This is a genomic window from Marinomonas sp. ef1, from assembly GCF_002806845.1.
GTDB lineage: Bacteria > Pseudomonadota > Gammaproteobacteria > Pseudomonadales > Marinomonadaceae > Marinomonas > Marinomonas polaris.
Window position 1 is genome coordinate 13986 of the sequence record NZ_NHTT01000021.1, and the last position, 26245, is coordinate 40230.

At 41.8% G+C, this 26245-nt stretch carries 25 protein-coding genes; all 25 read left to right on the forward strand.

Translation table 11 applies throughout. The features are described 5' to 3' along the window. Position 1 precedes the first annotated feature (1 nt). The gene (gene fliI, locus CCS02_RS20355; protein ID WP_072841253.1) at positions 2-1333 is read left to right on the forward strand and encodes a flagellar protein export ATPase FliI; all 1332 of its coding nucleotides are present in this window, start codon (positions 2-4) and stop codon (positions 1331-1333) included. 53 nt (positions 1334-1386) lie between these two features. Then, positions 1387-1821 (forward strand): flagellar export protein FliJ, encoded by a 435-nt coding sequence (fliJ, locus tag CCS02_RS20360; RefSeq protein ID WP_100187079.1) that lies wholly within the window; start codon positions 1387-1389, stop codon positions 1819-1821. Between the two features lie 51 nt (positions 1822-1872). Next, complete coding sequence (locus CCS02_RS20365) at positions 1873-3750, forward strand: hypothetical protein (RefSeq protein WP_100187080.1); 1878 nt, start codon at positions 1873-1875, stop codon at positions 3748-3750. Between the two features lie 20 nt (positions 3751-3770). Further along, complete coding sequence (locus CCS02_RS20370) at positions 3771-5669, forward strand: hypothetical protein (RefSeq protein ID WP_100187081.1); 1899 nt, start codon at positions 3771-3773, stop codon at positions 5667-5669. Between the two features lie 30 nt (positions 5670-5699). Beyond that, entirely contained in the window at positions 5700-6002 is a 303-nt protein-coding gene (locus tag CCS02_RS20375; RefSeq protein WP_012071111.1) for an STAS domain-containing protein, read from the forward strand. 6 nt (positions 6003-6008) lie between these two features. Continuing rightward, positions 6009-7727, forward strand: coding sequence for a fused response regulator/phosphatase (locus CCS02_RS20380; RefSeq protein ID WP_072841258.1), 1719 nt, complete (start codon positions 6009-6011; stop codon positions 7725-7727). A gap of 46 nt (positions 7728-7773) precedes the next feature. Continuing rightward, a complete protein-coding gene (locus tag CCS02_RS20385; RefSeq protein ID WP_100637553.1) occupies positions 7774-9474 on the forward strand; it encodes a flagellar hook-length control protein FliK in 1701 nt (566 codons plus the stop codon). A gap of 117 nt (positions 9475-9591) precedes the next feature. After that, positions 9592-10104, forward strand: coding sequence for a flagellar basal body-associated FliL family protein (locus tag CCS02_RS20390; protein WP_072841260.1), 513 nt, complete (start codon positions 9592-9594; stop codon positions 10102-10104). Positions 10105-10108: 4 nt separating this feature from the next. Beyond that, positions 10109-11083 carry a flagellar motor switch protein FliM gene (gene fliM, locus CCS02_RS20395; protein WP_072841261.1) on the forward strand — a complete coding sequence of 325 codons (975 nt, stop codon included), beginning with the start codon at positions 10109-10111 and terminating at the stop codon, positions 11081-11083. Position 11084: 1 nt separating this feature from the next. Beyond that, on the forward strand, positions 11085-11546 hold the full coding sequence (fliN, locus tag CCS02_RS20400; protein WP_072841262.1) for a flagellar motor switch protein FliN: 462 nt from the start codon (positions 11085-11087) through the stop codon (positions 11544-11546). A gap of 6 nt (positions 11547-11552) precedes the next feature. Then, positions 11553-11975, forward strand: a complete 423-nt coding sequence (gene fliO, locus CCS02_RS20405) for a flagellar biosynthetic protein FliO (RefSeq protein WP_232728929.1) — start codon at positions 11553-11555, stop codon at positions 11973-11975. Beyond that, entirely contained in the window at positions 11972-12709 is a 738-nt protein-coding gene (gene fliP, locus CCS02_RS20410) for a flagellar type III secretion system pore protein FliP (RefSeq protein WP_100637554.1), read from the forward strand. The genes fliO and fliP overlap by 4 nt, the downstream gene beginning before the upstream one ends. A gap of 2 nt (positions 12710-12711) precedes the next feature. Continuing rightward, positions 12712-12981, forward strand: coding sequence for a flagellar biosynthesis protein FliQ (gene fliQ, locus CCS02_RS20415; protein WP_012071103.1), 270 nt, complete (start codon positions 12712-12714; stop codon positions 12979-12981). Between the two features lie 26 nt (positions 12982-13007). After that, the gene (gene fliR / locus CCS02_RS20420; RefSeq protein WP_269800435.1) at positions 13008-13763 is read left to right on the forward strand and encodes a flagellar biosynthetic protein FliR; all 756 of its coding nucleotides are present in this window, start codon (positions 13008-13010) and stop codon (positions 13761-13763) included. Continuing rightward, positions 13756-14892 (forward strand): flagellar biosynthesis protein FlhB, encoded by a 1137-nt coding sequence (gene flhB / locus CCS02_RS20425; protein WP_072841265.1) that lies wholly within the window; start codon positions 13756-13758, stop codon positions 14890-14892. Before fliR ends, flhB begins: the two co-directional genes overlap by 8 nt. 37 nt (positions 14893-14929) lie before the next feature. Next, the gene (flhA, locus tag CCS02_RS20430; RefSeq protein WP_100637556.1) at positions 14930-17047 is read left to right on the forward strand and encodes a flagellar biosynthesis protein FlhA; all 2118 of its coding nucleotides are present in this window, start codon (positions 14930-14932) and stop codon (positions 17045-17047) included. Between the two features lie 101 nt (positions 17048-17148). Then, positions 17149-18432, forward strand: a complete 1284-nt coding sequence (gene flhF / locus CCS02_RS20435; protein WP_100187084.1) for a flagellar biosynthesis protein FlhF — start codon at positions 17149-17151, stop codon at positions 18430-18432. A 96-nt stretch (positions 18433-18528) separates the two neighbouring features. Next, positions 18529-19266 carry an RNA polymerase sigma factor FliA gene (locus tag CCS02_RS20440; protein WP_072841268.1) on the forward strand — a complete coding sequence of 246 codons (738 nt, stop codon included), beginning with the start codon at positions 18529-18531 and terminating at the stop codon, positions 19264-19266. A 54-nt stretch (positions 19267-19320) separates the two neighbouring features. Continuing rightward, complete coding sequence (locus tag CCS02_RS20445; RefSeq protein ID WP_012071097.1) at positions 19321-19701, forward strand: chemotaxis response regulator CheY; 381 nt, start codon at positions 19321-19323, stop codon at positions 19699-19701. 9 nt (positions 19702-19710) lie between these two features. Then, complete coding sequence (locus CCS02_RS20450) at positions 19711-20499, forward strand: protein phosphatase CheZ (RefSeq protein WP_100187085.1); 789 nt, start codon at positions 19711-19713, stop codon at positions 20497-20499. Between the two features lie 12 nt (positions 20500-20511). Then, positions 20512-22761, forward strand: a complete 2250-nt coding sequence (locus tag CCS02_RS20455) for a chemotaxis protein CheA (RefSeq protein ID WP_100637557.1) — start codon at positions 20512-20514, stop codon at positions 22759-22761. A gap of 26 nt (positions 22762-22787) precedes the next feature. Then, positions 22788-23852 (forward strand): protein-glutamate methylesterase/protein-glutamine glutaminase, encoded by a 1065-nt coding sequence (locus CCS02_RS20460; RefSeq protein WP_072841270.1) that lies wholly within the window; start codon positions 22788-22790, stop codon positions 23850-23852. After that, entirely contained in the window at positions 23852-24589 is a 738-nt protein-coding gene (locus tag CCS02_RS20465) for a flagellar motor protein (protein ID WP_072841271.1), read from the forward strand. Before CCS02_RS20460 ends, CCS02_RS20465 begins: the two co-directional genes overlap by 1 nt. Beyond that, complete coding sequence (locus tag CCS02_RS20470) at positions 24582-25400, forward strand: flagellar motor protein MotB (protein WP_072841272.1); 819 nt, start codon at positions 24582-24584, stop codon at positions 25398-25400. Before CCS02_RS20465 ends, CCS02_RS20470 begins: the two co-directional genes overlap by 8 nt. A 69-nt stretch (positions 25401-25469) precedes the next feature. Beyond that, positions 25470-26243 (forward strand): ParA family protein, encoded by a 774-nt coding sequence (locus CCS02_RS20475; protein ID WP_072841273.1) that lies wholly within the window; start codon positions 25470-25472, stop codon positions 26241-26243. The last annotated feature ends 2 nt before the right edge of the window (positions 26244-26245 follow it).

The window sequence follows — 26245 nt, forward strand, 5'->3', positions numbered from 1 at the left end:
CGTGTCCACCCTCGAAGAACGTTTAAATAAGCTCAGCCATGTCTCTTCTGTTTCCTTGCCACCTCAAATTGAGGGTAAGGTCACTCGTATGGTTGGTTTGACCATGGAGGCTGTGGGTTGTGTTGTAGCTCTTGGTGATCGTTGCTCGGTGCAAGTTCGTAAGGATCGCTGGGTTGAATCTGAAGTGGTGGGTTTTACCGGCGATTTAACTTATCTCATGCCAACGGAGGCCATTGAGGGGATTTCCCCTGGGGCGAGAGTACGTCCGTTACTAGGTGATAGTAAAATGCCGGTTGGTGATGAGTTGCTTGGTCGAGTAGTAAATGGGTTGGGTAAACCCTTGGATGGTAAGGGGCCGATTAAAACCAAAGATTCAGTGACTCTGCATGGTAATGTGATTAATCCATTACAGCGAAAGCCTATTTGCGAGCCTTTGGATGTTGGTATAAAAGCTATTAATAGTTTGCTAACCGTTGGTAAAGGTCAGCGTTTGGGGCTTTTTGCGGGTAGCGGTGTCGGTAAGAGTATGTTGCTCGGCATGATGACGAAATTTACCGAAGCGGACATTACAGTTGTTGGTTTGATCGGTGAGCGTGGACGAGAAGTAAAAGAGTTTATTGATCAAATACTGGGTGAGGAAGGGCTTTCTCGTTCGGTTGTTGTCGCGTCTCCTGCCGATGATTCTGCATTAATGCGATTGCGTGCTGCTATGCTGGCAACTCGGATTGCTGAGTATTATCGGGATCAGGGTAAAAACGTATTGTTGCTAATGGATTCTTTGACGCGATATGCGCAAGCCCAGCGAGAAATTGCTCTGTCTGTTGGTGAGCCGCCCGCAACAAAAGGCTATCCGCCTTCAGTATTTTCTAAACTTCCTCAACTGGTAGAGCGTGCTGGTAATGGTTGTGAAGGTAGTGGTTCTGTCACCGCTTTTTATACCGTGTTGACTGAAGGTGATGATCAGCAAGATCCTATTGCGGATGCGTCGCGTGCGATTCTTGATGGACATATTGTATTGTCTCGTCGTTTGGCGGAAGAAGGTCATTATCCCGCTATTGATATTGAAGCCTCAATCTCTCGAGCTATGCCGCACATTGTCAGTGAAGATCACTTATATGGTGCTATGCGAGTGAAGCAGTTGTATTCTAAATTTCAGCAGAATCAAGATCTTATTTCGGTTGGTGCTTACGCAAGGGGCAGTGACCCTGACTTGGACCAGGCGATCATACAGATGCCTGAAATCCGAAGTTTTCTACAGCAGTCACTTACTGAAAGTTTTACGATTGACCAGAGTTTGCAGGCCCTTGTTACAGCAATGACTAAAGGGCAGTAGACGATTGCAGGTAAAAACGTCTACTATTTAGCTAATTTCTGAATGGGTCATGCATGAAAAAATCACATCGAATGCAGATATTAGTTGATCTTGCTAAACGCAAAGAAGATTCGGCTGCGCAGCAGTTGGCTCGCGATAAAGCGAAAGTGCAGTATGATGAACAAAAGTTAAATGAGTTGCGGGAGTATGCTGGTCAATATGAATCTGAGCGTAATTTACTTGGTTTGAGTGCTTATTTAACGACGAATTATCAGCATTTTGTGGACCGTGTTCAGCAAGCGATTGTGCAGCAAGAAGCGGCGGTAGGTCGATCCGAACAGCAAGCGGATATGAGTATGCGTCGATGGTTGCAAGCTCGTTCTAAAACTAAAAGTATGGATTGGCTAAAAGAAAAAAACCACAAAGCGGAATTGGTTGTTGAAGCAAAACAGGAGCAACGTCAAAGCGATGAGTTCGCCATGCGCCGTTTTTTGGACAATATGCGATAGCGTTTTAAGTGCTATTTTGTACAGCAACTTGGCTTATTGTTAGGATTAAATATGGCGCGATTGGATAATGGACTAATTGATTTGTCTTTGCCTATTTCTAACATAGAAATAGCTTTGCATGATTATGTCTATCACCCTCGGCGCGGCTTAGAAAAACTTCAGTCTGCTCTACTTTCCTTACAAGAAATCTGTCAATCAAGCGTAGTTCATGCTCTCTATAATCGGCGTCTGAGCTCTTTCTTAGCCGCAGTCGATGAGCTCTTAATATCTGGTTCTCCTTATTTTAGTCACTACCATTCCGCGTTTTTATCTGCTACCGATGCGCTTTTGCAAGTGGCTATGGCTGGTCAATTTGCAGCTGATCGCTCACAACAGTTAGACGGCCTTTTGTCTACTGATCGTTCTTGTTGGGCTTTGGTAATGTCTATCGCGGATGAAAAAGATGTTTCGTTAATATATCGGAATTACGAAGCGCGATTAGATCCTACTCAACTTAATGTGATGAGTGTGGATGCTTATTTAGAGGCGTTCTCTAGTGCTGGACGTGTATCGTTTCAGCTTGATTCAGTGAAAGGTTCTCGCTTAAGAGGTCGTTTTTTATTGATAAGTGTGCAGACATTAGTTTGGCTTAAAAGGAGATTTCCTTCACTTCAATGGCAAGTCCTGTCTATTAATGAAAAAGAACCATTACGAGACTTGTGTGAATTGAGTTTTTTGCCACTGTTTCAAAATGGCACTATGTCTCGTGATACCCGCTACCGTCTTTTGGCTTTATTTGAAGATAGGTTCAAAGCGCTATTTTATCAGGTGTTTAGTTCTCTTTTTTCATTGGGCCTTACTCATGTGGATCAAGCTGGTCGTCTAGTTCCTAGTGTGAATAATGTAACGACTTTCGAGCAGGACGAACATTTCGCGTATTTCCCTATGCGTCATGGTGGATGTGTTTATATTGCTAGTCGCACTTTAGGGAATGTTGATCTTAAATACTCCTATGTGAAATGTTTAGGGCATGATTATTTATCCTATTTTTTGTATGAGATCGATACTTCCTTTGGACGATTTGCTTTTGATCAGCAAGAATGTTTTGGTCGTTATGATGTCAATGAAGGTGATTTCTTTTTAGACGGAGAGTCTTTTTGGTTTAGTCCAGAAGAGGGGGTTAGGGCCGAGTTGCTTTTAAATATGCCTTTGATGTTTTCTTATTGTACGGCTTTTTGTCAGTTGCCAGATGCTATCACTCAGGTGTTAATTGTTAAGCAAGGTGAGTTTTATTTTGCATTACCTTACTCCTTTCTTCGAGAGGTAGAAGCTGTTTGTTCTAAGATGTCAGCACCTCGTTCTTGGGTAAAAAATATTTGGTTAAGTCAGGCTGATACTCCGTTATTAGAGCCGTGGTTATTGAGTAAAAAGGTGTTGCCTCTGTCCTATGCTTGGTCAGAAAAAAATAAATCAACATATCCTTCTAAGAATGGTTATTATTTTGGAAAGGCCTATGGCAGGATGTTTTGGGTAGAGGCAGATTTGATACTGGCGTTATTGCCTTATAAGGCATCTTCTTCAGTGGCTTGTTTTGAGAATGATGAACTTTGTTTGGCATCATTTTTTATTCATGATGGGCGAAGTTTTGACAAGGTAATTTCAGCTTTTCCTTTTTCTGGAGGGGCTGGTTTTTCGGTTGAGAAGGTGGCTTTTTCAGTCATTCTTGAGTGGATGACTGAGTCAGTTGTCTTACCTTTCTCTTCTTTTGAGTGGTCTGCCACATTCACTGATAGTAACTGCATTCGTGAGTTTTCTTTGTCTTCTAAAGGCGTGGTTGATGGTTGTGAAGATAAAGTAAGTCGTCTTGCGTCTTTGCAAGATGATTGTTTTGTTATTGATAAGAAAAATTATTTATCCTTTGTTGCTGGCTTTTGCCATCTTCATCATTAGCTTGAAAGTGATTATTGACTATGAATACACTACATTCACCGTTTGGTGCTCCAAGAAAAGAGCTGATTAGTGGCCTACAAAAAGGCGTTTTTGCCTTGTTATTTGTATTGCTACTCGCGTTCGCTGGTATGTATATGTTGATGAGCATTAATTTGGAAAAACAGAATGCTCAACAAGAAAAGTTGAGCGAGCTTTTGGGACTAGTTCATAGTGCAGAGGAACACTGGTTACAATGGTTGTTGGTTGGCGACCGTTTGATTTATAACAATGATAATAGTGCTAAAGCCCCTTCTTCTAGTCATTTGCATCAGATGTTAGTGAATGAATATCGCTTGATGAATAGCCATATTAGTGATTTTGAATTGACAGCTGGAGTCGATATTTCCGATTCATTGACCTTACTAGACTCTCTTTCATTGAAAGAGTTGGATGTATCGCCATTAACAGATTCGGAAAGGGATGCCGCTTATTCATCTTTTGAGCGCTTAGAGGCGATAGATGATGAGCTTTTGCAGATTAGCGTTAGTTTGGATTATGAGCGTCAAATTTTTGTCGATAGGTTGATTTGGGTTCCTGTTGCTATCTTTTTAATTTTAGCTTCTATTGTGATTATGTTAGCTGCTCAATTTGGTCGCCAATTACGCTCTGGTTTTTTGAGTTTGCACCATGTTATAGATCATCGTAAACATGGTCATGCGCTTGTGCTGCCTCCCCGTAAGATGATTGATGAGTTCACCGACTTGAGTCATTTGGTTGATAATGAATTAGCATCACGAGATTTTGATATTGATCAACAACGCGAAAACCTTAATTTGATTGAGAAAGCATTGTCTCAAGTAGATGACCCCTTTTTTGTTACAAATTATCAAGGTGACATTGCATGGCTGAGTGCTGGTGCTGAGAGGCTTTGGTTTAGGAATACACCATTATTTGAATCTCTATTTGGTATAGATTCAGGGCTAGATGACCCAATTGGTGAGCGTATTGCTGACTCTATTCTGTTTTCTGATCAAGATTTAAAGCTGAATTTGTCAGATGGGGTTTACTGGTTGAGTGTTCAGCATTTTATCTCTGACTTAGATGAAGATTTAAGTAGTTTGCAGAGACTTGTCTCTATACGAACTAAAGTGGATATAGCTGAGTTTGATATTTTGCACCACAGTTTGGCGTTATTGGAGAGAGATGTCTGGAATACCCCTATTCGACTATCAAGGCAGGATTCGCCCTATGCTGGCTTTGCTAAGTCTTTGGAAGCTCTTCGTAGAAAAGTAGTCATGCTTTTTGATAGTCTGAATGCATCCTCTGTGCAAACACATTCCCTTGAAAAAATTACTAAACTACAACAAATAGCATCCCTAATTGACGAAAAAACAGATCACAATGAGTCATCTGTAAACGATGTCGTAGTGATGAATGAAGCTCCACTTGAAGAGTTTCAAGTGGAATTAAATGACATGGCTTGGCTTTCTGAGCAAGTTCGAGATTCACTAATATTGGGTTATGAGTTAGTTTTGCAGCGCTTAGCTTTAGTCGAAAAGGACTTATCTTCTGATGTGTTCTTGTTGGGCGATGTTGATCGTTGTCTCAACGAAGTGAGGGCTGGAGTGTTAGCGAGTCTTGCTGCAACCGAAGGTGAAAGTGAGAAGGTTCGTCGTCGTTTTGCTATTGATATAGAACACGATATTAGTAAGGTTCAGGATCAGATTGAAGGTATGAAGTCTATGGCGGCTTCTACTCTTTCATTACTTGAGTCAGATCGAAGTGTTGGTGTGGCGCGTTTGGATAGAGCAAGAGAATCTGTTAATGAAATGATAGAGCGGATTCATGGTTTGATGTCTAAAACGTCAGTAAATATTTCGGAAAATAAAAGTGATGATGTATTTATAAAAAAATCTAGTAATGAGTGGGACGAGACTTAAAGCCTACCGCTCATATTTGAGGAGTAGGCTGTGGTTGAGAGCTTTTTTGATAAAAAAACAGAATGTCTAACGATCCATGTGAAAGGGCGTTTTGATTACAGTTGTCATAAGGCATTTAAAGAAGCTTTTACTGCGGTTAGCAAGGTAAAGTCTTATGAAGTCAATCTAGCGGATGTGTCTTATCTTGATAGTTCAGCTCTTGGCATGTTGTTGTTGCTTAGAGATCATGCAGGTGAAGAAAAAGCGCAGATTCGTTTGGTTCATGTGAATGATGCCGTTATTGATATTCTTAAGATTGCTAATTTTCATCGGCTTTTTGATATTACTGAGTAGTTTTGTATGGAACAAGTTTTAACCATATTGATTGCGGATGACAACCCTTCGGATCGTATTTTATTGAAAGCGATTTTAAGTCAATTTGGCCACAACGTTATTTCAGCTGTTGATGGGCAAGATGCTATTGATAAGTTTGATCCCCATACAATTCAGCTGGTGTGCTTAGATATAAAAATGCCTCACAAAGATGGCTGGGAAGCGGCACTCGAAATCCAGCGTATCGCGGGTGATGTTTTTGTTCCTATTGTTTTCCTTTCTGGTGTAACTGATCCTATTGCTTTGTCAAACTGCTTGCGGATTGGTGGCATTGATTTTATTTCAAAACCATATAGTCCTGCCCTTATTACTGCGAAGCTAAATGCCATAGTCAGGCTTTTGGTTATGCAAAAAACGCTTGAAGAGCAGCGTGATGCAATGAGCTTGTATAATGAGCAATTGCTCAACGAGCAAGAAGTTGCGAAAGTTGTTTATGAAAATATAACCAACTCAAATTGTTTGAAGGATCCTGCGCTTTCTACCATTCATTATGGAACCCATATCTTTAATGGTGATGTGATTTTAGCTGCTTACAAGCCAAACGGCGGTATGCATATATTGTTAGGTGATTTCACAGGTCATGGCCTTTCTGCTGCAATTGGTGCGTTACCGCTTGCTGATATTTTCTTTGATTGGACGAAAAAAGGCTTTCTGATGCGTCAAATTATCCCTGAGATAAACGCGCGTCTAAAAGGAATTTTGCCATCGAATATGTTTTGTAGTGCAGCGTTCATTGATATAAAAGTGAATAATAAGAGTATTGAAGTTTGGAATGGCGGATTGCCTGATTTATTGTTCTTCCCTCAAAATGCAGACAGACCGGTCAAACTTACCTCTAAAAACTTACCTTTGGGGGTTCTTTCTCCTGATACGTTTGAGTGCCAAATTGATCCTATGTCTTTTGTTCCTGGTGATAGGTTGATGGCATTTTCTGATGGTGTTTATGAGGCGTTGGATTTATCTGGGCAGATGTTTTGTCATTCTGTACTTAATCCGCTCTATCAAGGTGAAATTGATGCTGATCAGTCAGTTGATTGGCTTATTCAACAGTTAGAGCGAGAAGGGGTTTTAGCGAATCCACATGATGATATTTCATGCCTAAGTGTTCGTCTGGATACTAATATAGGAATTGATTCATCTGAGCATAAAGTATCAAGAGGGCATGATGAGGCGCCTGCTGACTTTTCGTTTGAGTACGTATTGAATGCAGATTCGCTGCGTAATACAGATCCTTTACCTTATGTATTACAAATATTAACAACTGTTCCGGGGCTAAGTAGCTTTTCTAGTCAAATATTCATGATTCTTTCTGAGCTCTATTCAAATGCACTTGAACACGGTGTCTTGAAGTTAAGCTCTGATAAAAAAAGCTCTAGTGATGGCTTCTCTCTTTATTATGAGGAGCGTGAGCGTAACCTTGCTAATTTACAAGATGGCTATGTTAAAATTTCAGTTAAAGTAACGTCTGATAATAACAACAGAGCGCTAATTTTGTATGTTGAGGACAGTGGTTCAGGGTTTGATTTTCAGGATGTCAATTATGATATATCCAATACTGAGTTACTCTACAACCGAGGCTTGGCTCTGTTGGATCAGCTCTGCTCAAAGCTAGAATTCTCTAAAGGTGGAAGTGCTGTAACGGCACATTATCATTGGCAGGTTGGTCTAGATGGCAGGGCTATATAGTGTTGGCCTCGCTATTGCATAGTCTTCTCTATCGTTGGAGGAAATTATGCGCACAGATTCAAATACGGTATTGTCTTTACCTTCAGGTGTTCCATCTAAAAAGTCTGCCTTGACTAAGGCTTCCACTAATAACGGGGCAGCTTTTGAAAATGATTTTAATAGAGCAAAAGAAACTATTCGTCCCCAAAAACCATCAGCTACTGATGCTCCAGCGGCTTCTAGCTCTTCAGTATCTTCATCTGCTACTGATGCTCCAGCAGCTTCTAGCTCTTCAGTGTCCTCATCTGCTAATTCATCGTCCACAACGACTAAAACGCTTGATAAGAATGCGGCGCCTATTAGTGGCAATGATAAAGTCTCTACATCTTCGACTGGTTCTTCTGGTGTTGTAGCTGTTACTAAGCTAGCTGTTGCTGCGCCAGCTGTATCTCAAGATAGCGGCAAGGCCTTGCAGCAAGATGGCCAGGTATCTCCTGCTGATGGCTTACTTATAGCTGTTTCCGCAGAAAATTCAAAACTTCTTGCGACCGCGGTTCCGTCTGATTTGCAATATACGGAAATTGATTCTTCATTATTGTCTGATTTTGATGGGGCGCAACAAGAAGAAGCGGGGGCGCAAAACCTACTGGCTGACAATGCGGTTGTTGGTGATGTGGGCCCAGTTGCAGTAGCGCCGATCGCGACAGAAAACGCGTCTAAAGATGCTGTTGTTACAGGGCTTAGTTCAGGTGCTGGTGTTGTCGGTTTAGATACTATAAGACGGACCGTAGTCAGTGATGTAAAAAACATTGATTCAGCATTAAATGAAACGACTGCTTCAGAAGATGTTATAGAACCATCCGTTGGTGATGATAAAAGCGAGTTATCTTGGGTCTTGTCTCAAATGGAAGCGTCAGGTGTGAAAGCGCCACCTGCAAGTTCAATTGGCGAAACAGTACTTAATACAACTAAAGTTGCGTCATCCGTTGCTGCTGGTGTTATTGCCGCAGGAGCAATGGGTAAAGGAAGCCGTACTGAGCCTGTACCAGCTTCTCTGCTAAACGAGGGGGATTTATCAGGAGAGTCTAATTTAAATGTTGCAGATGCTCTTTTGGATGAAGATGGCGTCTTAATTAATGAGCCTATTGAGTTGCGTAAAAAAGAACAGGAGGCCCTGCTTGGTCGAATGTCTGCACAGATTGATGGTAAGCAGAATGATGATGCTTCACCGGGAGGCTTAAATAGTTCGCTTCATAATAATGCTAGTCGCCCTGCAGTTGCCGCTGCGGCCCTTAATGCTTCTATGTCTAATCCTCAGGCCAACAACTTGGCAATGAGTTTGCCGCCAGGTCATCCCGGCTGGGCAAATGAGATGAGTCAGAAGGTTGCTTGGATTGCACGTGATGGTGGTCATACCGCACATATTAGGTTAGACCCACCCGAATTAGGTAGTTTGACGGTTAAAGTGTCGGTCGACAGTGACTCTAATACACAAATAAGCTTTATTGCTGCGACACCACAAGCACGGGACTTGTTGGAAGGGCAAATGGGGCGCTTGAGAGAAATGTTGGCTCAGCAAGGAATGGACTTGAGCCGAGCAGATGTTGATGTTTCGCAACAAGATACTTCTGGTGCGCAAGATAGGGCTAATAATCGTAATAATGGCTCGCCTCAAGGTAGTGTTGCTAGTAATGATGAAGTCGATGAAGAGCTGATTGCGAAAAACTTATCATATGTTTCTGCGTCCGGTATTGATTACTATGCTTAAACTTATGAGAAATTGATGGTGCTATGTTTGATTCTTTGTAGAATAGAGGATTGTTAGTGCACAAGAGCGTGGTAAGCGTTCTTAATAAAGAAATTGATACACCTAAGGTTTATGAATATGGCAGAAGAAGACGGTTTGGATATTGGTGCAGAAGAGGGAAAGTCTGGTGGTAAGAAAAAGCTTATTATCATTATTCTTCTAGTTTTGGTTCTGGTTGGAGGTGGTGCAGCGGCTTACTTCTTGTTTTTTAGTGGCTCTTCTGATGAGGGTGGCGATTCAGCGGAATCTGCCGAGGCTGCCTTGGCTAATGAACCTTCTACGTATTTGGCATTAGATCCAGCTTTTACTGTCGATTTTATGGTTGATGGTAAGCAACGCTATGTGCAGCTTAATATGTCTGTTAAGTCAAAAAATATGGAGCAAATTAATGCGGTTACGCTTCATATGCCTTTAATTCGTAATAGTTTGGTTTTGTTATTTTCCAGCCAATCGTTTGTTGATTTACAGACAGCAGATGGTAAAGAGGCGTTAAAAAAAGCGTCGCTTGACGCAATCAATGGAATTCTTGAGCAGGAAACTGGTCAAGGAGGTATTGATGCTGTGTTATTCACTAACTTTGTGATGCAATAGAATTATGTCAGCTCAAGATCTGTTATCTCAGGACGAAATTGATGCCCTCTTACATGGTGCAGATGAAAAGCCTGTAGAAGAGGATAATCGGGATGCTAATGGTGTGGCATCCTATGACATTACGAGTCAAGAACGTATTGTGCGTGGGCGTATGCCTACGCTGGAAATGATAAACGAACGTTTCGCGCGTTACACACGTATTAGTTTGTTTAACATGCTTCGTCGTACTGCAGATGTTTCATCTGGTGGTCTACAGGTAATGAAGTTTGGTGAATACGTTCATACGCTTTATGTGCCTACCAGTTTGAATTTGGTGAAATTCCGCCCACTAAGAAGCACTGCGTTGTTTATACTTGATGCCAAATTGGTGTTTAAGCTAGTAGACAATTTTTTTGGTGGTGATGGGCGACATGCTAAGATTGAGGGGCGAGAATTTACCCCAACTGAAATTCGTATTGTGCAGTTGATGCTTGAACAAGTTTTCAAGGATTTAACAGAAGCTTGGGCGCCAGTATTAAAATTAGAGCTGGAATATATTAGTTCTGAAGTAAACCCTGCAATGGCGAATATTGTGAGCCCTAGCGAGGTTGTTGTTGTTTCCACTTTTCATATCGAGTTGGATGGAGGTGGTGGTGAGCTGCATATTACTCTGCCTTACTCTATGATTGAGCCTGTGCGTGAATTGCTTGATGCGGGTGTTCAGAGTGACGTGGATGAAAAGGATGACCGCTGGGGCAAGTCCTTAGAACAAGACGTGAAAGAGATTGATGTTAGGCTATCTGTCAATGTTGCGAATCGAAAAATCTCACTTGGTGAGGTATTAAAGTTCAAAGCTGGAGATATCATTCCGATAGAGATGCCTGAGTTTGTAACAGTTCGAGCGAATGGTGTGCCAACCTTTAAAGGCAAATTGGGCGTCAGTAATGAACGCTATTCAGTACAAATGCAAGAAAGTTTCAAAGCGAAGGTGACGAAATAACATGGCAGAAGAACAAAACCCAGATGCAGCAGGCATGGACGAAGATTTAGCCGACGAATGGGCTGCAGCAATGTCTGAAGCGGGGGAGACAGAAGATGGTGAAGGGATTGAAGACGAATGGGCTGCGGCAATGTCTGAGCAAAAAGTCGAGCCTGTTAAGCTAGAAACGCTGACTAATCCTTCTGTACCTAGTGGTGGAGTTGGTTCTGATCTCGATTTGATTATGGATATTCCGGTAGTTCTTTCTATGGAATTGGGGAATACGGAAATAGCAATTCGAAACTTAATGCAGTTGACGCAAGGGTCTGTTGTTGAGCTCGATCGTTTTGCAGGAGAGCCTTTGGATGTACTTGTAAATGGTACATTGATTGCTCATGGTGAAGTGGTTGTAGTTAATGATAAGTATGGCATTCGTTTAACGGATGTTGTAAGCCCTAGTGAGCGTATTAGACGACTGAAGTAGTGTAAATTGATTTTTTCTTTATTTAATCGTTATGTCTTCACGGCCATGCTTTGCATGGCCGTTCCCTATTTGCATGCTGTAGGTGTGCAAGAAATGTCTGCTACTTCCTCTATTTGGAAGGTGGTTATTTCTTTAATCTTTGTTATTGCTTTTATACCTGCTTGTCTTTGGTTAATGAAACGCTTTCAATTTGCTCAAATGAAGTTGGGGCAGTCAGATATTAAAATAGTGAATGTCCAGTCTTTGGGGGCAAAAGAGAAGCTGATGCTTGTTGAAGTGGAAGGGGAGCGTTTACTAATTGGTGTCACTGCGCATTCTATTAGTCATCTGCGAAGTTTTCCGTCTAAGGCTGCATCGTTTGCTTCTATGATGGAGGAAGTTGATAGGGAAAACTCTACTGACAATAAGAGCAATGGGGATATCTTGTGATTCGTTTTGTTCTGCTTTTGTCGTTAGTGTTTCCTGTTTTCTCATGGGCTGAAGTGGGGTTGCCTGCGGTAAAAGTCGTAACGAATGCTGATGGTAGTCAAGACTACACTGTTTCGTTGCAAATTCTTTTTATCATGACCGCATTGACGCTTTTACCGGCGGCTTTGATGATGATGACAGCATTCACTCGAATTATTGTTGTGTTGGCTATTTTGCGTCAAGCCATCGGTTTGCAGCAAACGCCCTCTAACCAGATTATGATTGGGATGGCGTTATTTTTAACCTTGTTCATCATGACGCCGACGCTGGATAGGGTGAATGAAGTGGCTTTGCAGCCATATTTAAAAGAAGAAATGACGTCGATTCAGGCTGTTGAAGCTGCGTCTGTTCCTGTGCGAGATTTTATGTTGGCGCAAACAAGAGAGGACGATATTGCTCTTTTTGTTAAATTGGCAGGTAAGGAAGGTACTATTCAGTCAATGGACACGCTCCCATTTACCATACTGATGCCAGCATTTGTGACAAGTGAGCTTAAAACCGCCTTTCAGATCGGTTTTATGATTTTTATTCCATTTTTGATTGTTGATATGGTGGTGGCGAGTGTTTTGATGGCAATGGGTATGATGATGTTGTCACCTATCATTATATCGTTACCTTTTAAAATCATGCTTTTTGTCATGGTTGATGGTTGGTCTATGATTATGGGTACTTTGGCGGCGAGTTTCGGGATTTAATTATGAATCCTCAAGTGGTGTTAGATTTATATGGACAAGGCTTTTACTTAATTGTTTTGATCGTTGGCGTTGTGATGGTGCCCAGTCTTATCGTCGGTTTGATTGTAAGTGTGTTTCAAGCTGCAACACAGATTAACGAGCAAACCTTGTCTTTCTTGCCGAGGTTGATTGTTACTATTTTAGTCATCATGCAATTGGGGCCGTGGATCTTGATGAAGTTAATGGATTTCACGACTAATTTATTTATTAATATTCCTATGATAATAGGCTGATGTTAGAGCTTCATCCAGATCAACTGATGAACTTGACGATCAGTTTTCTTTTGCCTTTTTTTCGCATAGGCGCTTTTTTTATGGCGCTGCCTTTATTTGGTAGTCGTCTAGTTAGTCCGCGAGTGCGTATTGCGTTCTCCTTTCTTGTTGCCATTATTATTACCCCTGTTATTGATGTCCCTAATTACGATCCTATTTCTCCTGCTTATATTGTGTTGATTGCAGAGCAATTGGTGATTGGTTTTGTGTTGGGTTTTGTTGTCACTATTTTGTTTCAGTTGTTTTCACTGGCTGGACAGTTGGCGGCAATGAAGGCTGGTTTGGGTTTTGCTATGTCTAATGATCCTGCTAATGGTATTTCGGTTGCGACGCTTGGTCAGTATTATTTATCGATGGTGGCGTTGGCCTTCCTTGGGACGAATGGCCATTTGGTTATGATAGAGTATTTGGCTGAAAGTTTTAATTATTGGCCTATTGGCAGTGGTTTTGACAGTCAGCGTTATTGGCAGCTAGTGTTACTGGGTGGGTGGATGTTTGAAAAAGCATTACTCATCGTGTTGCCTTTGGCTGTTGCTGTATTAGTAATTAACTTGTCTTTTGGTGTGGTTGCTAAGGCATCGCCACAATTGAACGTTTTTGCGTTGGGTTTTCCAATCATAATGCTATTTTCTTTGTTCTTTTTCTGGATTATGTTGGATGATTTCTTAAACATCTATTTGTTGTTTTTCGCAGAAATGATTGATTGGATGAAGGATACGTGGGGGATTCGTTTAAATGGCTGAGAATGAAGACGGTAGCGAAAAGACGGAGAGTGCCAGTAGTAAAAAACTTCAGGATGCTCGAAATAAAGGTAATCTCCCTCGTTCTAAAGATTTAAGTTCTGCCCTTTTGCTAATAGTGGCTGCGGCAACTATTTACGGAACGGGGACTCTACTAGTTCGTGATCTCGCAGTGTTATTTGATTTTAATTTTTTGGTCGAGCGGGCGGATGTTTTTGATTTAAGTCGTATGGTTTTTCATCTGTACGAGTCTGTTGTGGCTATGATGGACTCTATGGTTCTGCTGATGGCTGTTTTAGCTGTTGCTGGTATTGTTGGCAGTATTGCTTTGGGAGGGTTGAATTTTTCTTGGGAGCCTTTGACTCCAAAGCTTAGTAAAATGAGCCCAATAGCAGGTTTGAAGCGAATGTTTTCGGTGCAATCTTTGGTGGAGCTTTTTAAGTCTATTGCCAAAGTGACGTTGGTCGGTTTTGTTGCCGTGGTAGTATTAAATTACTTTTTACCAGAAATGCTCGGGTTAACCTTTCAATCGATGCAGCTGGCTATTACTCATGGTATTGATATCGTTATTTGGTCTTTTGTTTTTGTTACGCTTGCTTTAGCGCTGATCGCTGCGATTGATGTGCCTTTTCAAGTTTGGTCACATAAAGAAAAACTAAAAATGACTAAGCAAGAAGTGAAAGATGAATACAAACAGCAAGAGGGTGATCCTTTAGTGCGAGGTAGAATTCGTCAGATGCAGCGTCAAGCGGCAATGAATCGAATGATGTCTGATGTCCCAAGTGCCGATGTTATTATTACTAACCCCACGCATTTCTCTGTGGCCCTGAAATATGATCAAACGGGTGGCGCTGCTCCAGTGCTGCTCGCAAAAGGTGGCGATTTTATTGCATTGAAAATTCGTGAAGTCGGCAATCACTATGATATCCCTGTGATACAATCGCCCGCATTAGCAAGGGCGATATATCATCACACTAAGATTGGTGATGAGATACCTCAAGGTTTATTTAAAGTGGTTGCTCAGTTATTGGCTTATGTATATCAGCTGCGTAACGCTCGTATGGGGGCGCCACGCCCAGAAACGATGCCAAACTTAGATGTGCCTGATGAATTTCAGTGGGACGGTAGTTGATCATGTTTTGTAGTTATTCTTCCAATAAGGATGTCGTGTGAATTTTGACCGCGGTCGGCTTACTGGGCAGGTTCAGAGTATTTTTAGTGGGAATTTAGGTATTCCTATCTTGTTGTTGTCGCTTTTAGCGATGATGATCTTACCCATCCCCGCTTTTTTATTAGACGTTCTTTTTACCTTTAATATTGCCTTGGCCATTGTTGTTTTATTGGTTGCTATTTATTCAATGCGGCCTTTAGATTTTGCTGTGTTCCCCACTGTTTTGTTGGTGTCTACGTTAATGAGGTTGGCTCTTAACGTGGCGTCTACTCGTGTGGTTTTGTTGAATGGTCATGAAGGTGGTGATGCTGCTGGTAAGGTGATTCAGGCCTTCGGCGAGGTAGTTATCGGTGGTAACTACGTTGTTGGTTTTGTTGTGTTTGCTATTTTGATGATCATCAACTTTGCCGTAGTGACAAAGGGTGCTGGTCGTATCTCCGAAGTAAGTGCGCGCTTTACCTTGGATGCTATGCCGGGTAAGCAGATGGCCATTGATGCCGATTTGAATGCAGGCATGATCGATGCTGATCAGGCTAAGCAGCGTCGTATAGAAATTGCATCCGAAGCTGAGTTTTATGGTTCTATGGATGGTGCCTCAAAATTCGTAAAAGGGGATGCTGTTGCTGGTTTGCTTATTCTCGGTATCAATATAATTGGTGGTTTATCCATTGGTATGGCGCAGCATGATCTTTCGTTCTCGGAAGCCATTGAGCGTTATTCGTTATTGACTATTGGTGACGGCTTGGTTGCTCAGCTCCCATCTTTAATGCTGTCGACTGCTGCAGCAATAATGGTGACCCGTGTTAATGAAACGGGCGATATGGGTTCCCAGATTGTTCGTCAGATGTTTGGGTCATCAAAGGCTTTATATGTTGCTGCTGGTGTGATGACTATTATGGGAATTGTCCCAGGTATGCCGCATTTTTCTTTCTTATCGTTGGCGGCTTGTTTGGGTGGTCTTGCTTATTTTCTTGAGTACAGAAAGAAACAGAAGCCTAAACCAGGTCCAAAAAGTACCGGTAAGACTTCCTCTGATAATCTTGCGCCAGCAGAAGTGAAAGATCTTAGTTGGGATGATGTTGCGCCGGTTGATATGCTTGGTTTAGAGGTGGGTTATCGTTTGATACCTTTGGTGGATAAGACTCAGGGTGGTGAGTTGTTAGCTAGAATCAAAGGTGTGCGTCGAAAGCTGTCGCAGGATTTGGGTTTTTTAGTACCAAGTGTACATATTCGAGATAACTTAGATTTGATGCCGAATGCCTATCGGGTAACTCTTATGGGAGTTAGTTTGGCAGAGGCGGAAGTTCATCCAGATAAAGATTTGGCAATCGATCCTGGGCAGGTATTTGGCTCGATTGATGGTATCGCGGGTAAAGATCCATCGTTTGGTTTGGATGCGGTCTGGATTGATCCTAAGAAAAGGGATCAGGCGCAAACTTATGGCTATACTGTTGTCGATGTAAGTACTGTGGTTGCGACTCATATTAACCAGATTATGCATAAGCATGCCTATGAATTGATTGGTCATGATGAGGTTCAACAGTTGCTGAGTTTGTTGAAGCAATATAATCCTAAATTGGCTGAAGAATTGGTGCCAAATACTATACCGTTGAGTGTTCTTCTGAAGGTGTTGCAGAACTTATTGATAGAAGGTGTTCCTTTAAGAGATATGCGAACTATTGCGGAGTCGATTATGGGAGTGCAGCCGAAAACTCAAGATCCAATGATATTGACTGCGGCGGTGCGGACGTCATTATCTCGCTTGATTATTCAGACATTGGCGGATGGCGTTGAAGAGATTCCTGTGTTAACGCTAGAACCTAAATTGGAAAAAATGCTTATGCAGACTGTTCAGCAAAGTCAGCAGTCTGGTATTAAGAATGAAGAAGCACTGATTTTAGAGCCGCAAATGGCCGAACAGTTGCAGGCTTCGTTGCGGCAGTCGGCAGAGCAGCAAGAAGCAATGGGAAATACTCCTATCTTAATTGTGTCAGCGCCTATACGTCCTATGTTGGCGCGTTTTATGCGTTATGGTATGGTGAATATGTCAGTGCTTTCATATCAAGAAGTGCCAGATCATAAACGCATTACTGTGGTGGGTGTTATAGGTCAATAAGATCTACCTATTAACGTGATGGATTGTATCTATATTTATTGTAATCTTTCGGGTAAGCTATGGATTTGTAAGAAAAATAAACTGGAAGGATTAAGTTATTCATGCAAATTAGGCGGTTTAGAGCACCTGACATGCGGCAAGCGATACGGAAGGTTCGTGATGCTGTAGGCCCTGATGCGGTCATTTTGTCAAATCAACGTCTGCCTACCGGTGAGATAGAAATAGTTGCTGCTCTAGATTATGATGGATCCTTGCCTTCTAGTATGACTTCTAAACGGTCATCTGCGCCTCGTTCTGAACAATATGTTGACCCAAGTGCTGACTATTTAGAGCGCATAGAAAGAGCGAAGCAGCAGACGCCGCCTCAGGTTTCCTCACCTTCATATTCTGAAAAACGTCCTACAGCACAGTTTGAAATGCCACCCTTGTCAAGTGACAGAGAAGATCCTGCAGTTGAGGAAGCTTTGTCTATTCGCAATAGTGATAGTGCTAAGCAATTACGAGACATGGAACTTGAGTTGAAAAATGTTCGAGCTATGCTCGAGCAGCGTCAGCAAAATGAAAGCCGATCCGAAGCAAAAGAAAATGCAGTTGAGCTACGTGCCCGCGAAAAATTAAAAGGTCTAGGCTTATCAGATTTTGTTGTTTCTAGGTTGATTGACGATATTGATTTAAAAGGCCGTGAAGATGACTGGAACCGGTTGTTGGCTCATTTGGCAGATTATATTCCTATTCGCTCTAGCTCTTCAGAACTTAGAGGCTGCATAGCATTCATGGGGCCTACCGGAGTAGGGAAGACAACAACGATTGGTAAGATTGCTGCTCAGCATGTTTTAAAACATGGTTCTGAGGGTGTTGTTTTAATTACTACTGATACCTATCGTATTGCAGCGCATGAGCAATTACGAACTTTTGGCCGTATTCTAAATGTGCCAGTTGAAGTGGTTAATGAATATTCAGATCTAAATGAAGTATTAGCAAAATACGCTAATTATTCTTTAGTGCTTGTTGATACTGCAGGCATGAACCCAAGAGATTCAAATCTTGAACGACAGCTTTTAATGATGAAGCGTGCGCGAGCAAGTCTTAAAAAATTACTAGTATTACCATGTACAAGCCAAAGACAAGTATTAAAAACAGTTGTAGATGTTTATTCTCAAGTTCAATTAGATGGCTGTGTTTTAAGTAAACTTGATGAATCTGCTTCACTTGGTGAGGCTATTAGTGTAGTTATTGAGGAAGGTCTTCCTGTTGTATATATAGCAGATGGACAAAGAATTCCTGATGATATCGAGCCAGCTAGGGCGCATAACTTGATTAGTAGGGCTGTATATACTGCAGAACATTACAGTCAGCTTTATGGGTCACTAAAGTATGGTAGTTAGTAAAATTTTGTTATTACTGAAAGCGTTGCGCCAAACTATGTAGTACAGTTAGTTAGCGCAACTAACTTAAATGGTAAAGGTTGCTTAGACTATTTTATGCAGACCAAAAATGGATATAACACTTACTCTAAAAAAGCGACGCTTTCGATTGATGCGATTGTTGAGCAGTATGGGTATTTGGTAAAGAAAATTGCTTATCATCTATTAGCGCGTTTGCCTGATAGCGTGGATGTCGATGATTTAATTCAAGCTGGCATGATGGGGTTGATTGAGGCGTATAAACGGTTTGAGTCGACTAAAGGTGCTAGCTTTGAAACTTACGCAGGTATTCGAATTCGCGGCTCCATCATGGATGAAGTGCGAAAAACTGATTGGGCACCTCGTTCTGTTCGACGTAATGGAAGAGCTGTTGCTAATGCGATTAAAGAATTAGAGGCCAAGTTAGGTCGAGAGGTGTCTGATATGGAAGTGGCATCTCATATGAATATAAGTATGGATGAATATCATGAAATGATTCATTCATCTATGTCGACCCAGTTGTTTAGCTATGAAGAAATGCTAGACTCTGATACAAATAATTTAGACAGTATTGAATCTGAGGTAGAAAATGCACCTTATTCGCTAGTAGAGGAGGGTGGTTTTCAAAATCAATTAGCAAAAGAAATTGATGATTTACCTGAAAGAGAAAAGTTGGTTTTGTCTCTTTATTATAATGAAGAACTCAACTTGAAAGAAATTGGTGCTGTATTAGGCGTCAGTGAATCAAGAGTCAGTCAAATTCATAGTCAAGCGGCTATGCGATTACGAGCTCGATTAAGCGATTGGCGAGATTAATTATGAGTTGTGGAATATTACCTTTGGGGTGTGGAGGTTGCATTGGATAAAAACATGAAGATCCTGATTGTTGATGATTTCTCGACAATGAGACGAATCATTAAAAACTTATTACGGGATTTAGGGTTTACCAATACAGTTGAAGCTGATGATGGAACAACTGCGTTGCCTATACTTCAAGCTGGAACAATTGATTTTCTTGTTACTGATTGGAATATGCCTGGCATGACTGGTATTGAGCTGCTTCGTGCAGTTCGTGCTGATGAAAAGTTGAAAAGCATTCCAGTTCTTATGGTAACGGCAGAAGCAAAGCGTGACCAAATTATTGCTGCAGCTCAGGCTGGAGTGAACGGTTACGTAGTTAAGCCTTTTACTGCGGTGGCTCTCAAAGAAAAAATTGAGAAAATATTCGAACGAATAGACGCTGCCAAATAGGGAAATTAGATGTCAAATGTATTGGGATCTGGACTAGTGGAATTTGAAAACCTAGTAAAAGATGGTGCTGTAGAGCTTTTAAATCACATTGAAGTCGGTGATTTCAGTGGTGCTATTAAAATCATCCAAGAGTTAAGTGAAGCTCGTCATAAAAGTTTTTATAACGAAGTGGGGTTTTTAACTCGAAGTCTGCATGATGCTATTCGTGATTTTCAGATTGACTCAATTGACTTAGTTGTCGGCGAAGGCGGAAAAGATTCTGCTACTAAAATCACTGATGCTTCTGATCGACTGAACTATGTTATTGAAACGACTAGTGCGGCTGCCAATAAAACGATGGACATGGTGGACAGTAGTGTTCCTGTGGCTAGTGAATTACAGAGTCAGGCAAGGGAACTGCGAAAAGACTGGAGTCGCTTAATTCAGCGAGACTTAACACCTCAAGAGTTTAGAGACTTGTATAAGCGTATTGATGTCTTTTTGTCTTATGCTGATGACAGTGCCACTACCTTGCATTCAAACCTCAACACAATTCTTCTAGAGCAAGGTTATCAAGACCTAACGGGTCAAGTAATCGCTAGAGTGAATGATTTAATTCGAGATGTAGAAGAAAAACTTGTGCATCTCGTTGCTGTTGCTGGACGCGTTGATAGTATCTCGGGGATTGAACACCAAGAGAAAGAGTCTGAACACGATGACACTCGTGGACATGGCCCAGCTATTAATAAACAAAACAACCCTGAAGTACTGAATAGTCAAGACGAAGTAGACGACTTGCTATCAAGTCTTGGTTTCTAGAAGGAGCTGAGGATGAGTTTCGAGGTCGATGAAGAGATTCTACAAGATTTTTTGGTAGAAGCTGGTGAAATTCTAGAGCAGCTTTCCGAACAACTGGTAGATTTAGAGCAAAATCCAGACGATAAGCAGCTGCTTAACGCGATTTTTCGTGGTTTCCACACTGTAAAAGGTGGTGCTGGATTTTTACAATTAACTGCTTTGGTTGATTGTTGCCATTATGCTGAAAACGTTTTTGATATTTTAAGAAACGGTCAGCGTAAAATAGATTCTGATTTGATGGATATTGTTTTACAGGCTCTTGATGCTGTAAATGAAATGTTCGATGCAGTACGTGCTGGCGGTGAGCCTGAACGTGCTTCACCAGAGTTAATTGCAGCACTTAGTGTGTATGCGAAGCCTCCAACTGCAGAAGAACTTGCAGGTGCTGCTGATGAAGAGTTAGATGAAGTTGAAGATGTTGCCGAAGAGCAAGATGATACTGATGTTGAAGAAACTGAAGACGTAGTTTCTGTAGCAGATGAATCTGTCGATATTTCTGACGATGAATTTGAATCTTTACTAGATGCCTTGGGTGATACTTCATCTGACGATAGTACTGAAAAAAGTGGCGTATCAACTGCTCCAAGAACGGACGACGAAATTACAGAAGATGAATTTGATGCATTGCTGAATCAACTTCATGGTAGTGGGGCGCCTGGAATTAATGATGATCCAGAAGATAGTACTAATTCAAGCGCTATTTCTTCTGACGAAATTACTGAAGACGAGTTTGAAGAGCTACTTGATAAGCTTCATGGCGAAACTCCAGCTTCAGGTAAAAAAGAAGACAAATCTAAAGCTGATACTAATGCTGCGGCATCTAGTGCAGGTGCAGAATCTGATTTAATTACTGAAGATGAATTTGAGTCTCTTTTAGATAGCTTACAAAGTAAAGGTGGAGCAGAAAAAGCAGAGGCTCCTACTGCAAAGCCTGAGCCTAAAGCAGCATCTGCTAAGCCAAAACCAGCGCCTAAACCTGTTCCGAAGCCTGCTCCTAAGGCTCCAGAGCCTGAAGCTGATAGCGTTAAAGAGAAAACGGCTAACGCACCTGTTACCCAAGAGGCAACGGTTCGCGTAGATACTAAACGTCTAGATGACATAATGAACATGGTGGGTGAGCTAGTATTAGTTCGAAACCGCCTTGTTCGATTGGGGCTTCAAAGTGAAGACGAGTCGATGGGGAAAGCAGTTGCTAACTTAGATGTTGTGACTGGTGATCTGCAAAACGCGGTAATGAAAACGCGTATGCAGCCTATCAAAAAAGTATTTGGACGTTTTCCACGAGTTGTTCGAGATCTTGCTCGTAATATGAAGAAAGAGGTTAACCTTGTTCTTCGTGGTGAAGAGACCGATCTAGATAAGAACTTAGTTGAAGCATTGGCTGATCCTTTAGTTCACTTGGTGCGTAATTCTGTAGATCATGGTGTAGAAGCGCCCGATGTTCGCGAAGCGAGCGGCAAGCCTCGAATGGGGACGGTAATTCTGTCTGCTGAACAGGAAGGTGATCATATCTTGCTATCCATCGAAGATGATGGTGCTGGTATGGATCCTAATCTGCTTAGAAGAAAAGCTGTTGAAAAAGGGGTAATGGATGCAGATGCAGCGGATAGATTGTCTGATGAAGAAGCGTTTAACTTAATCTTTGCTCCAGGCTTTTCTACTAAAGTAGAAATTACTGATGTATCTGGTCGTGGTGTAGGGATGGACGTTGTTAAGACGAAAATCTCGCAACTAAATGGCACATTGCAGATTAAGTCAGTTCTTGGGCAGGGGTCTCGCTTTATCATAAAAGTGCCATTAACGCTGGCAATTATGCCAACTCTAATGGTGACTTTATCTGATCAGGCATTTGCTTTTCCTTTAGTAAGTGTTAACGAGATTTTTCATCTCAACTTGAAGAAAACTAACGTGGTTGATGGCCAGCAAGTTGTTGTTATTCGAGGTAAAACCTTACCAATATTTCATCTGAAAAATTGGTTAATTAAGGGGAATAGCCGAGACAATTTACCTACTGAAGCTCATGTTGTTGTTGTTCAAGTGGGCATGAGTGAAGTCGGTTTTGTTGTTGATCAATTGGTTGGTCAAGAAGAAGTGGTTATAAAACCATTAGGTAAAATGTTGCAAGGTACCGCTGGTATGGCAGGTGCAACAATTACAGGTGATGGTCGTATTGCATTGATTCTGGATGTTCCTAGTATGCTTAAGTGTTACGCATCTAGGTAATAAGTTTTTCATTTAGGGGATGTGATATGCCTGTTAAGGTGCTGGTTGTTGATGATTCAGGTTTCTTTAGACGCCGTCTTGTCGAAATATTTGAAGCCGATCCTAGACTAACCGTTGTTGGTACTGCAAATAATGGAAGGGAGGCGATAGATAAGGTTCAATCCTTATCGCCTGATGTTGTTACTATGGATTATGAGATGCCTGTGTTAGATGGTATCGCTGCTGTAGTCAATATTATGAAGCTTAAGCCAACGCCTGTGCTTATGTTTTCCTCATTAACTCATGAGGGAGCAAAGGTTACTCTAGATGCTCTAGAGGCCGGTGCAGTTGATTTTATGCCGAAGAACTTTGAGGATATCTCTCGTGATTCGGCTGTAGTTAAGCGTGCATTGGTTGATCGGGTACTGGCTGTTGCTAGAACTCGATTTGCAGGTGATAGAAGACCTGTTGCTGCGCTTGCTCCACGTGAGGCTCCCAAGCCTATCGTAACTGAGCGTGGTGTTATTATTCCGCGTGTGAGAAAGCGAGTGAGCCTTGTTGCCATAGGCACATCTACTGGTGGTCCTATGGCTTTGCAAGCGGTATTAAGCAAATTGCCTAAAGACTTTGCGGCGCCTCTCGTGTTGGTTCAGCATATGCCAGCTGCATTTACTGGAGCTTTTGCTGAGCGGTTAAACAATATCTGCCAGATTACAGTAAAAGAAGCGCAAGACGGTGATCGTTTGCAAGCTGGTGTTGCTTTATTAGCTCCAGGTGGAAAGCAAATGATGATTGACCCTCGAAATGGCGGCTGTGTCCGTATTCTTGATGGGGATGAGCGTCTAAACTACAAACCTTCTGTAGATGTTACTTTTGGTTCAGCGTCAAAATGTTATCCGGGAAAAGTACTGTCTGTTGTCATGACTGGTATGGGTGTTGATGGTCGCGAAGGTGCTCGTATGCTAAAGAATTCAGGTTCGAGAGTCTGGATTCAAAGTGAAGAGTCTTGTGTGATCTACGGTATGCCAATGGCAGTAGAAAAAGCTAATTTAGCGGATGATATTATTGACTTAGAGCATATTGGTGAGCGCATTGCACGTGAGGTTGGCTAGTGGATTTTGTTACCTTAGCAGGACTATTAATTGCTTTCAGCTCCGTATTTCTAGCTAACTGGTTAGGAGGAGGCGAGATAATCCTTCTTCTTAACCTGCCTTCCGCTATCATCGTTATTGTTGGTAGTATTGGCGCTACACTTATTCAAAGTAGTATTCAGGAGGCAGCTCGTGCTCTTGTTTTGATTAAGTGGAGCCTTTTCCCTCCTGTTTATGATTTCAACTCAGCCCGCGCATTGATAAATAACCTTGCCCATAAAGCTAGAAGGCTCTCCTTGCTTGCTTTAGAGTCTGATATTGAAGCGTTGAATAACCGTTTTTCGAGTCGAGCCTTGCAAATGGCTATTGATGGTACTGATCCTGACTTATTGGCTGATAGACTTCATGATGATGCTGTTCGTATTTATGATAAACGAATGAAGAGTGTGTCATTTATTGAATCAATAGGAGGGTATGCGCCCACTTTAGGGATCATGGGCTCGGTACTAGGTCTGATTCAAGCTATGGCGAATTTAGATAGTCCAGAAGCATTAGGGCATGGTATTGCTGTCGCTTTCGTTTCTACGCTTTATGGCCAAGGCTTTGCCAACTTAGTCATTTTTCCTATTACTAAGAAGTTAACTGGTTATGTTGATAAAGAGCTTCTGTTCCATCAACTACTTATTGATGGTATTTGTGGTATTGCCACAGGTAAGCATCCATACAGATTAGAGTTAGAGCTTAATACTTATGAGTGATACTCCACCTCGGGTATCGAGGCGTCGTCGTGTGGTGACTAAGTCACCACCATCTGGTGCACAAGGCCGAGACCGTTGGATACTTTCTTATGCTGATTTCATTACTCTGTTATTCGCTTTTTTTGTGGCGCTATATTCCCTTTCATTAAAGAACTCAGGTGATGAACAACGCCTTAAAGAAACCCTTCATGGTGTTTTCGATGCTGTTCAAAAGTCGATTAAGCCTATTAATATTGGCGAACCTATTGTTGGGGAGCCAAAAGATATTGAAGTGGTTGAAACGAAACCTATTCCTGCTGCGCCTCCAACGATAGAGGAGAGTAACTCCTCTGCTGTTTACGCATTATTAAGTCAAGTCGTAGAAAATCAATTTTCAGGACTACATGCATCAGGTCAAATATCTGTCACTGAATCAGCAGATTGGGTAAGTTTGGAGTTGAAGTCTGGTTTATTGTTTGGTCAAGGGGAGTACGATTTAACGAATGAAGCTGTCGCCTTATTAATCCTAGTTGCAAACATTCTAAAGGTGCATCCTTCAGTGATATTGGTTGAGGGCAATACGGATGACTTGCCAGTTAATTCAAGACGTTTAATTTCGAATTGGCACTTGTCTAGTTTGCGCTCTTCCTCTGTTGTGGATGAGCTGGTTTATAGAGGGGTAGACCCAAAAATGATCGCGCCAATCGGTTTTTCTAGCGAACATCCTAAAGTAAGAAACACAAATGATTATGCTCGTCAGCAAAATCGCCGTGTAATCTTGCGAATTAGTAAGCGTGAGGCTGATAATCTCTATGATTACTTGTTTCAATAGCGTGTTACTGTATATGATTGCAAGGAATTCGTAAGCAAAATAACAGCATAGGGTATCAGGGGAGTCAGAGTGCACATTTGGGCAGTGGCGAATCAGAAAGGCGGCGTTGGTAAAACGACCACAGTAGTTTCTTTAGCAGGGTTGTTGGCTGACGCTGGTCATCGGGTATTAATGATAGATCTTGACCCGCATGGCTCACTGACGAGTTATTTTCGTTTTGATCCTGATTCTATAGAAAAGAGTGCTTACAACCTTTTTCAGGCGACTGGAAAAATTCCAGAAGAGTTACCTGCATCGTTAATATTAGAAACAGGCCATCCCAATTTATCTTTAATGCCAGCATCTACAGCATTGGCAACGTTAGAGCGTCATGCCCAAGCTCAAGGGGGTATGGGGTTGGTTATTTCTAAAACACTGGCAATTTTATGGGATGACTACGATTATGTGTTGATCGATAGCCCTCCTGTACTTGGTGTGTTGATGATTAATGCATTGGCGGCTTGTCAGCAACTAGTGATACCTGTACAAACTGAGTTCTTAGCGATAAAAGGTTTAGAAAGAATGGTCAGAACATTGACCATGATAAACAGGGCAAGAAAACGTCCAGTGCCATTTTTGATTGTGCCAACTCTTTTTGATCGCCGTACTCAGGCTTCCAATAAAAGCTTACGTAGCTTAAAAGATACCTATGAAGAGTTGGTATGGCATTCGGTGATTCCAGTGGACACGAAGTTAAGAGATGCCAGTACAGCAGGTATTGCTCCTTCGGCACTGGATCCTAATGCTCGAGGAATTAAGGCTTACGCAAGTCTGATGGATTCTTTGCTGAACCCAGCGGGATAGTA

What these genes read in the sequence shown, in the direction of transcription:
- flhB (WP_072841265.1), top strand. Translation starts at nt 13,756, where the DNA reads ATGGCTGAGAATGAAGACGGTAGCGAAAAGACGGAGAGTGCCAGTAGT.
- fliN (WP_072841262.1), top strand. Translation starts at nt 11,085, where the DNA reads ATGGCAGAAGAACAAAACCCAGATGCAGCAGGCATGGACGAAGATTTA.
- fliR (WP_269800435.1), top strand. Translation starts at nt 13,008, where the DNA reads ATGAACTTGACGATCAGTTTTCTTTTGCCTTTTTTTCGCATAGGCGCT.
- fliQ (WP_012071103.1), top strand. Translation starts at nt 12,712, where the DNA reads ATGAATCCTCAAGTGGTGTTAGATTTATATGGACAAGGCTTTTACTTA.
- CCS02_RS20440 (WP_072841268.1), top strand. Translation starts at nt 18,529, where the DNA reads ATGCAGACCAAAAATGGATATAACACTTACTCTAAAAAAGCGACGCTT.
- fliM (WP_072841261.1), top strand. Translation starts at nt 10,109, where the DNA reads ATGTCAGCTCAAGATCTGTTATCTCAGGACGAAATTGATGCCCTCTTA.
- CCS02_RS20445 (WP_012071097.1), top strand. Translation starts at nt 19,321, where the DNA reads ATGAAGATCCTGATTGTTGATGATTTCTCGACAATGAGACGAATCATT.
- CCS02_RS20390 (WP_072841260.1), top strand. Translation starts at nt 9,592, where the DNA reads ATGGCAGAAGAAGACGGTTTGGATATTGGTGCAGAAGAGGGAAAGTCT.
- CCS02_RS20470 (WP_072841272.1), top strand. Translation starts at nt 24,582, where the DNA reads ATGAGTGATACTCCACCTCGGGTATCGAGGCGTCGTCGTGTGGTGACT.
- flhF (WP_100187084.1), top strand. Translation starts at nt 17,149, where the DNA reads ATGCAAATTAGGCGGTTTAGAGCACCTGACATGCGGCAAGCGATACGG.
- CCS02_RS20365 (WP_100187080.1), top strand. Translation starts at nt 1,873, where the DNA reads ATGGCGCGATTGGATAATGGACTAATTGATTTGTCTTTGCCTATTTCT.
- CCS02_RS20455 (WP_100637557.1), top strand. Translation starts at nt 20,512, where the DNA reads ATGAGTTTCGAGGTCGATGAAGAGATTCTACAAGATTTTTTGGTAGAA.
- CCS02_RS20370 (WP_100187081.1), top strand. Translation starts at nt 3,771, where the DNA reads ATGAATACACTACATTCACCGTTTGGTGCTCCAAGAAAAGAGCTGATT.
- CCS02_RS20380 (WP_072841258.1), top strand. Translation starts at nt 6,009, where the DNA reads ATGGAACAAGTTTTAACCATATTGATTGCGGATGACAACCCTTCGGAT.
- CCS02_RS20450 (WP_100187085.1), top strand. Translation starts at nt 19,711, where the DNA reads ATGTCAAATGTATTGGGATCTGGACTAGTGGAATTTGAAAACCTAGTA.
- fliJ (WP_100187079.1), top strand. Translation starts at nt 1,387, where the DNA reads ATGAAAAAATCACATCGAATGCAGATATTAGTTGATCTTGCTAAACGC.
- CCS02_RS20460 (WP_072841270.1), top strand. Translation starts at nt 22,788, where the DNA reads ATGCCTGTTAAGGTGCTGGTTGTTGATGATTCAGGTTTCTTTAGACGC.
- CCS02_RS20385 (WP_100637553.1), top strand. Translation starts at nt 7,774, where the DNA reads ATGCGCACAGATTCAAATACGGTATTGTCTTTACCTTCAGGTGTTCCA.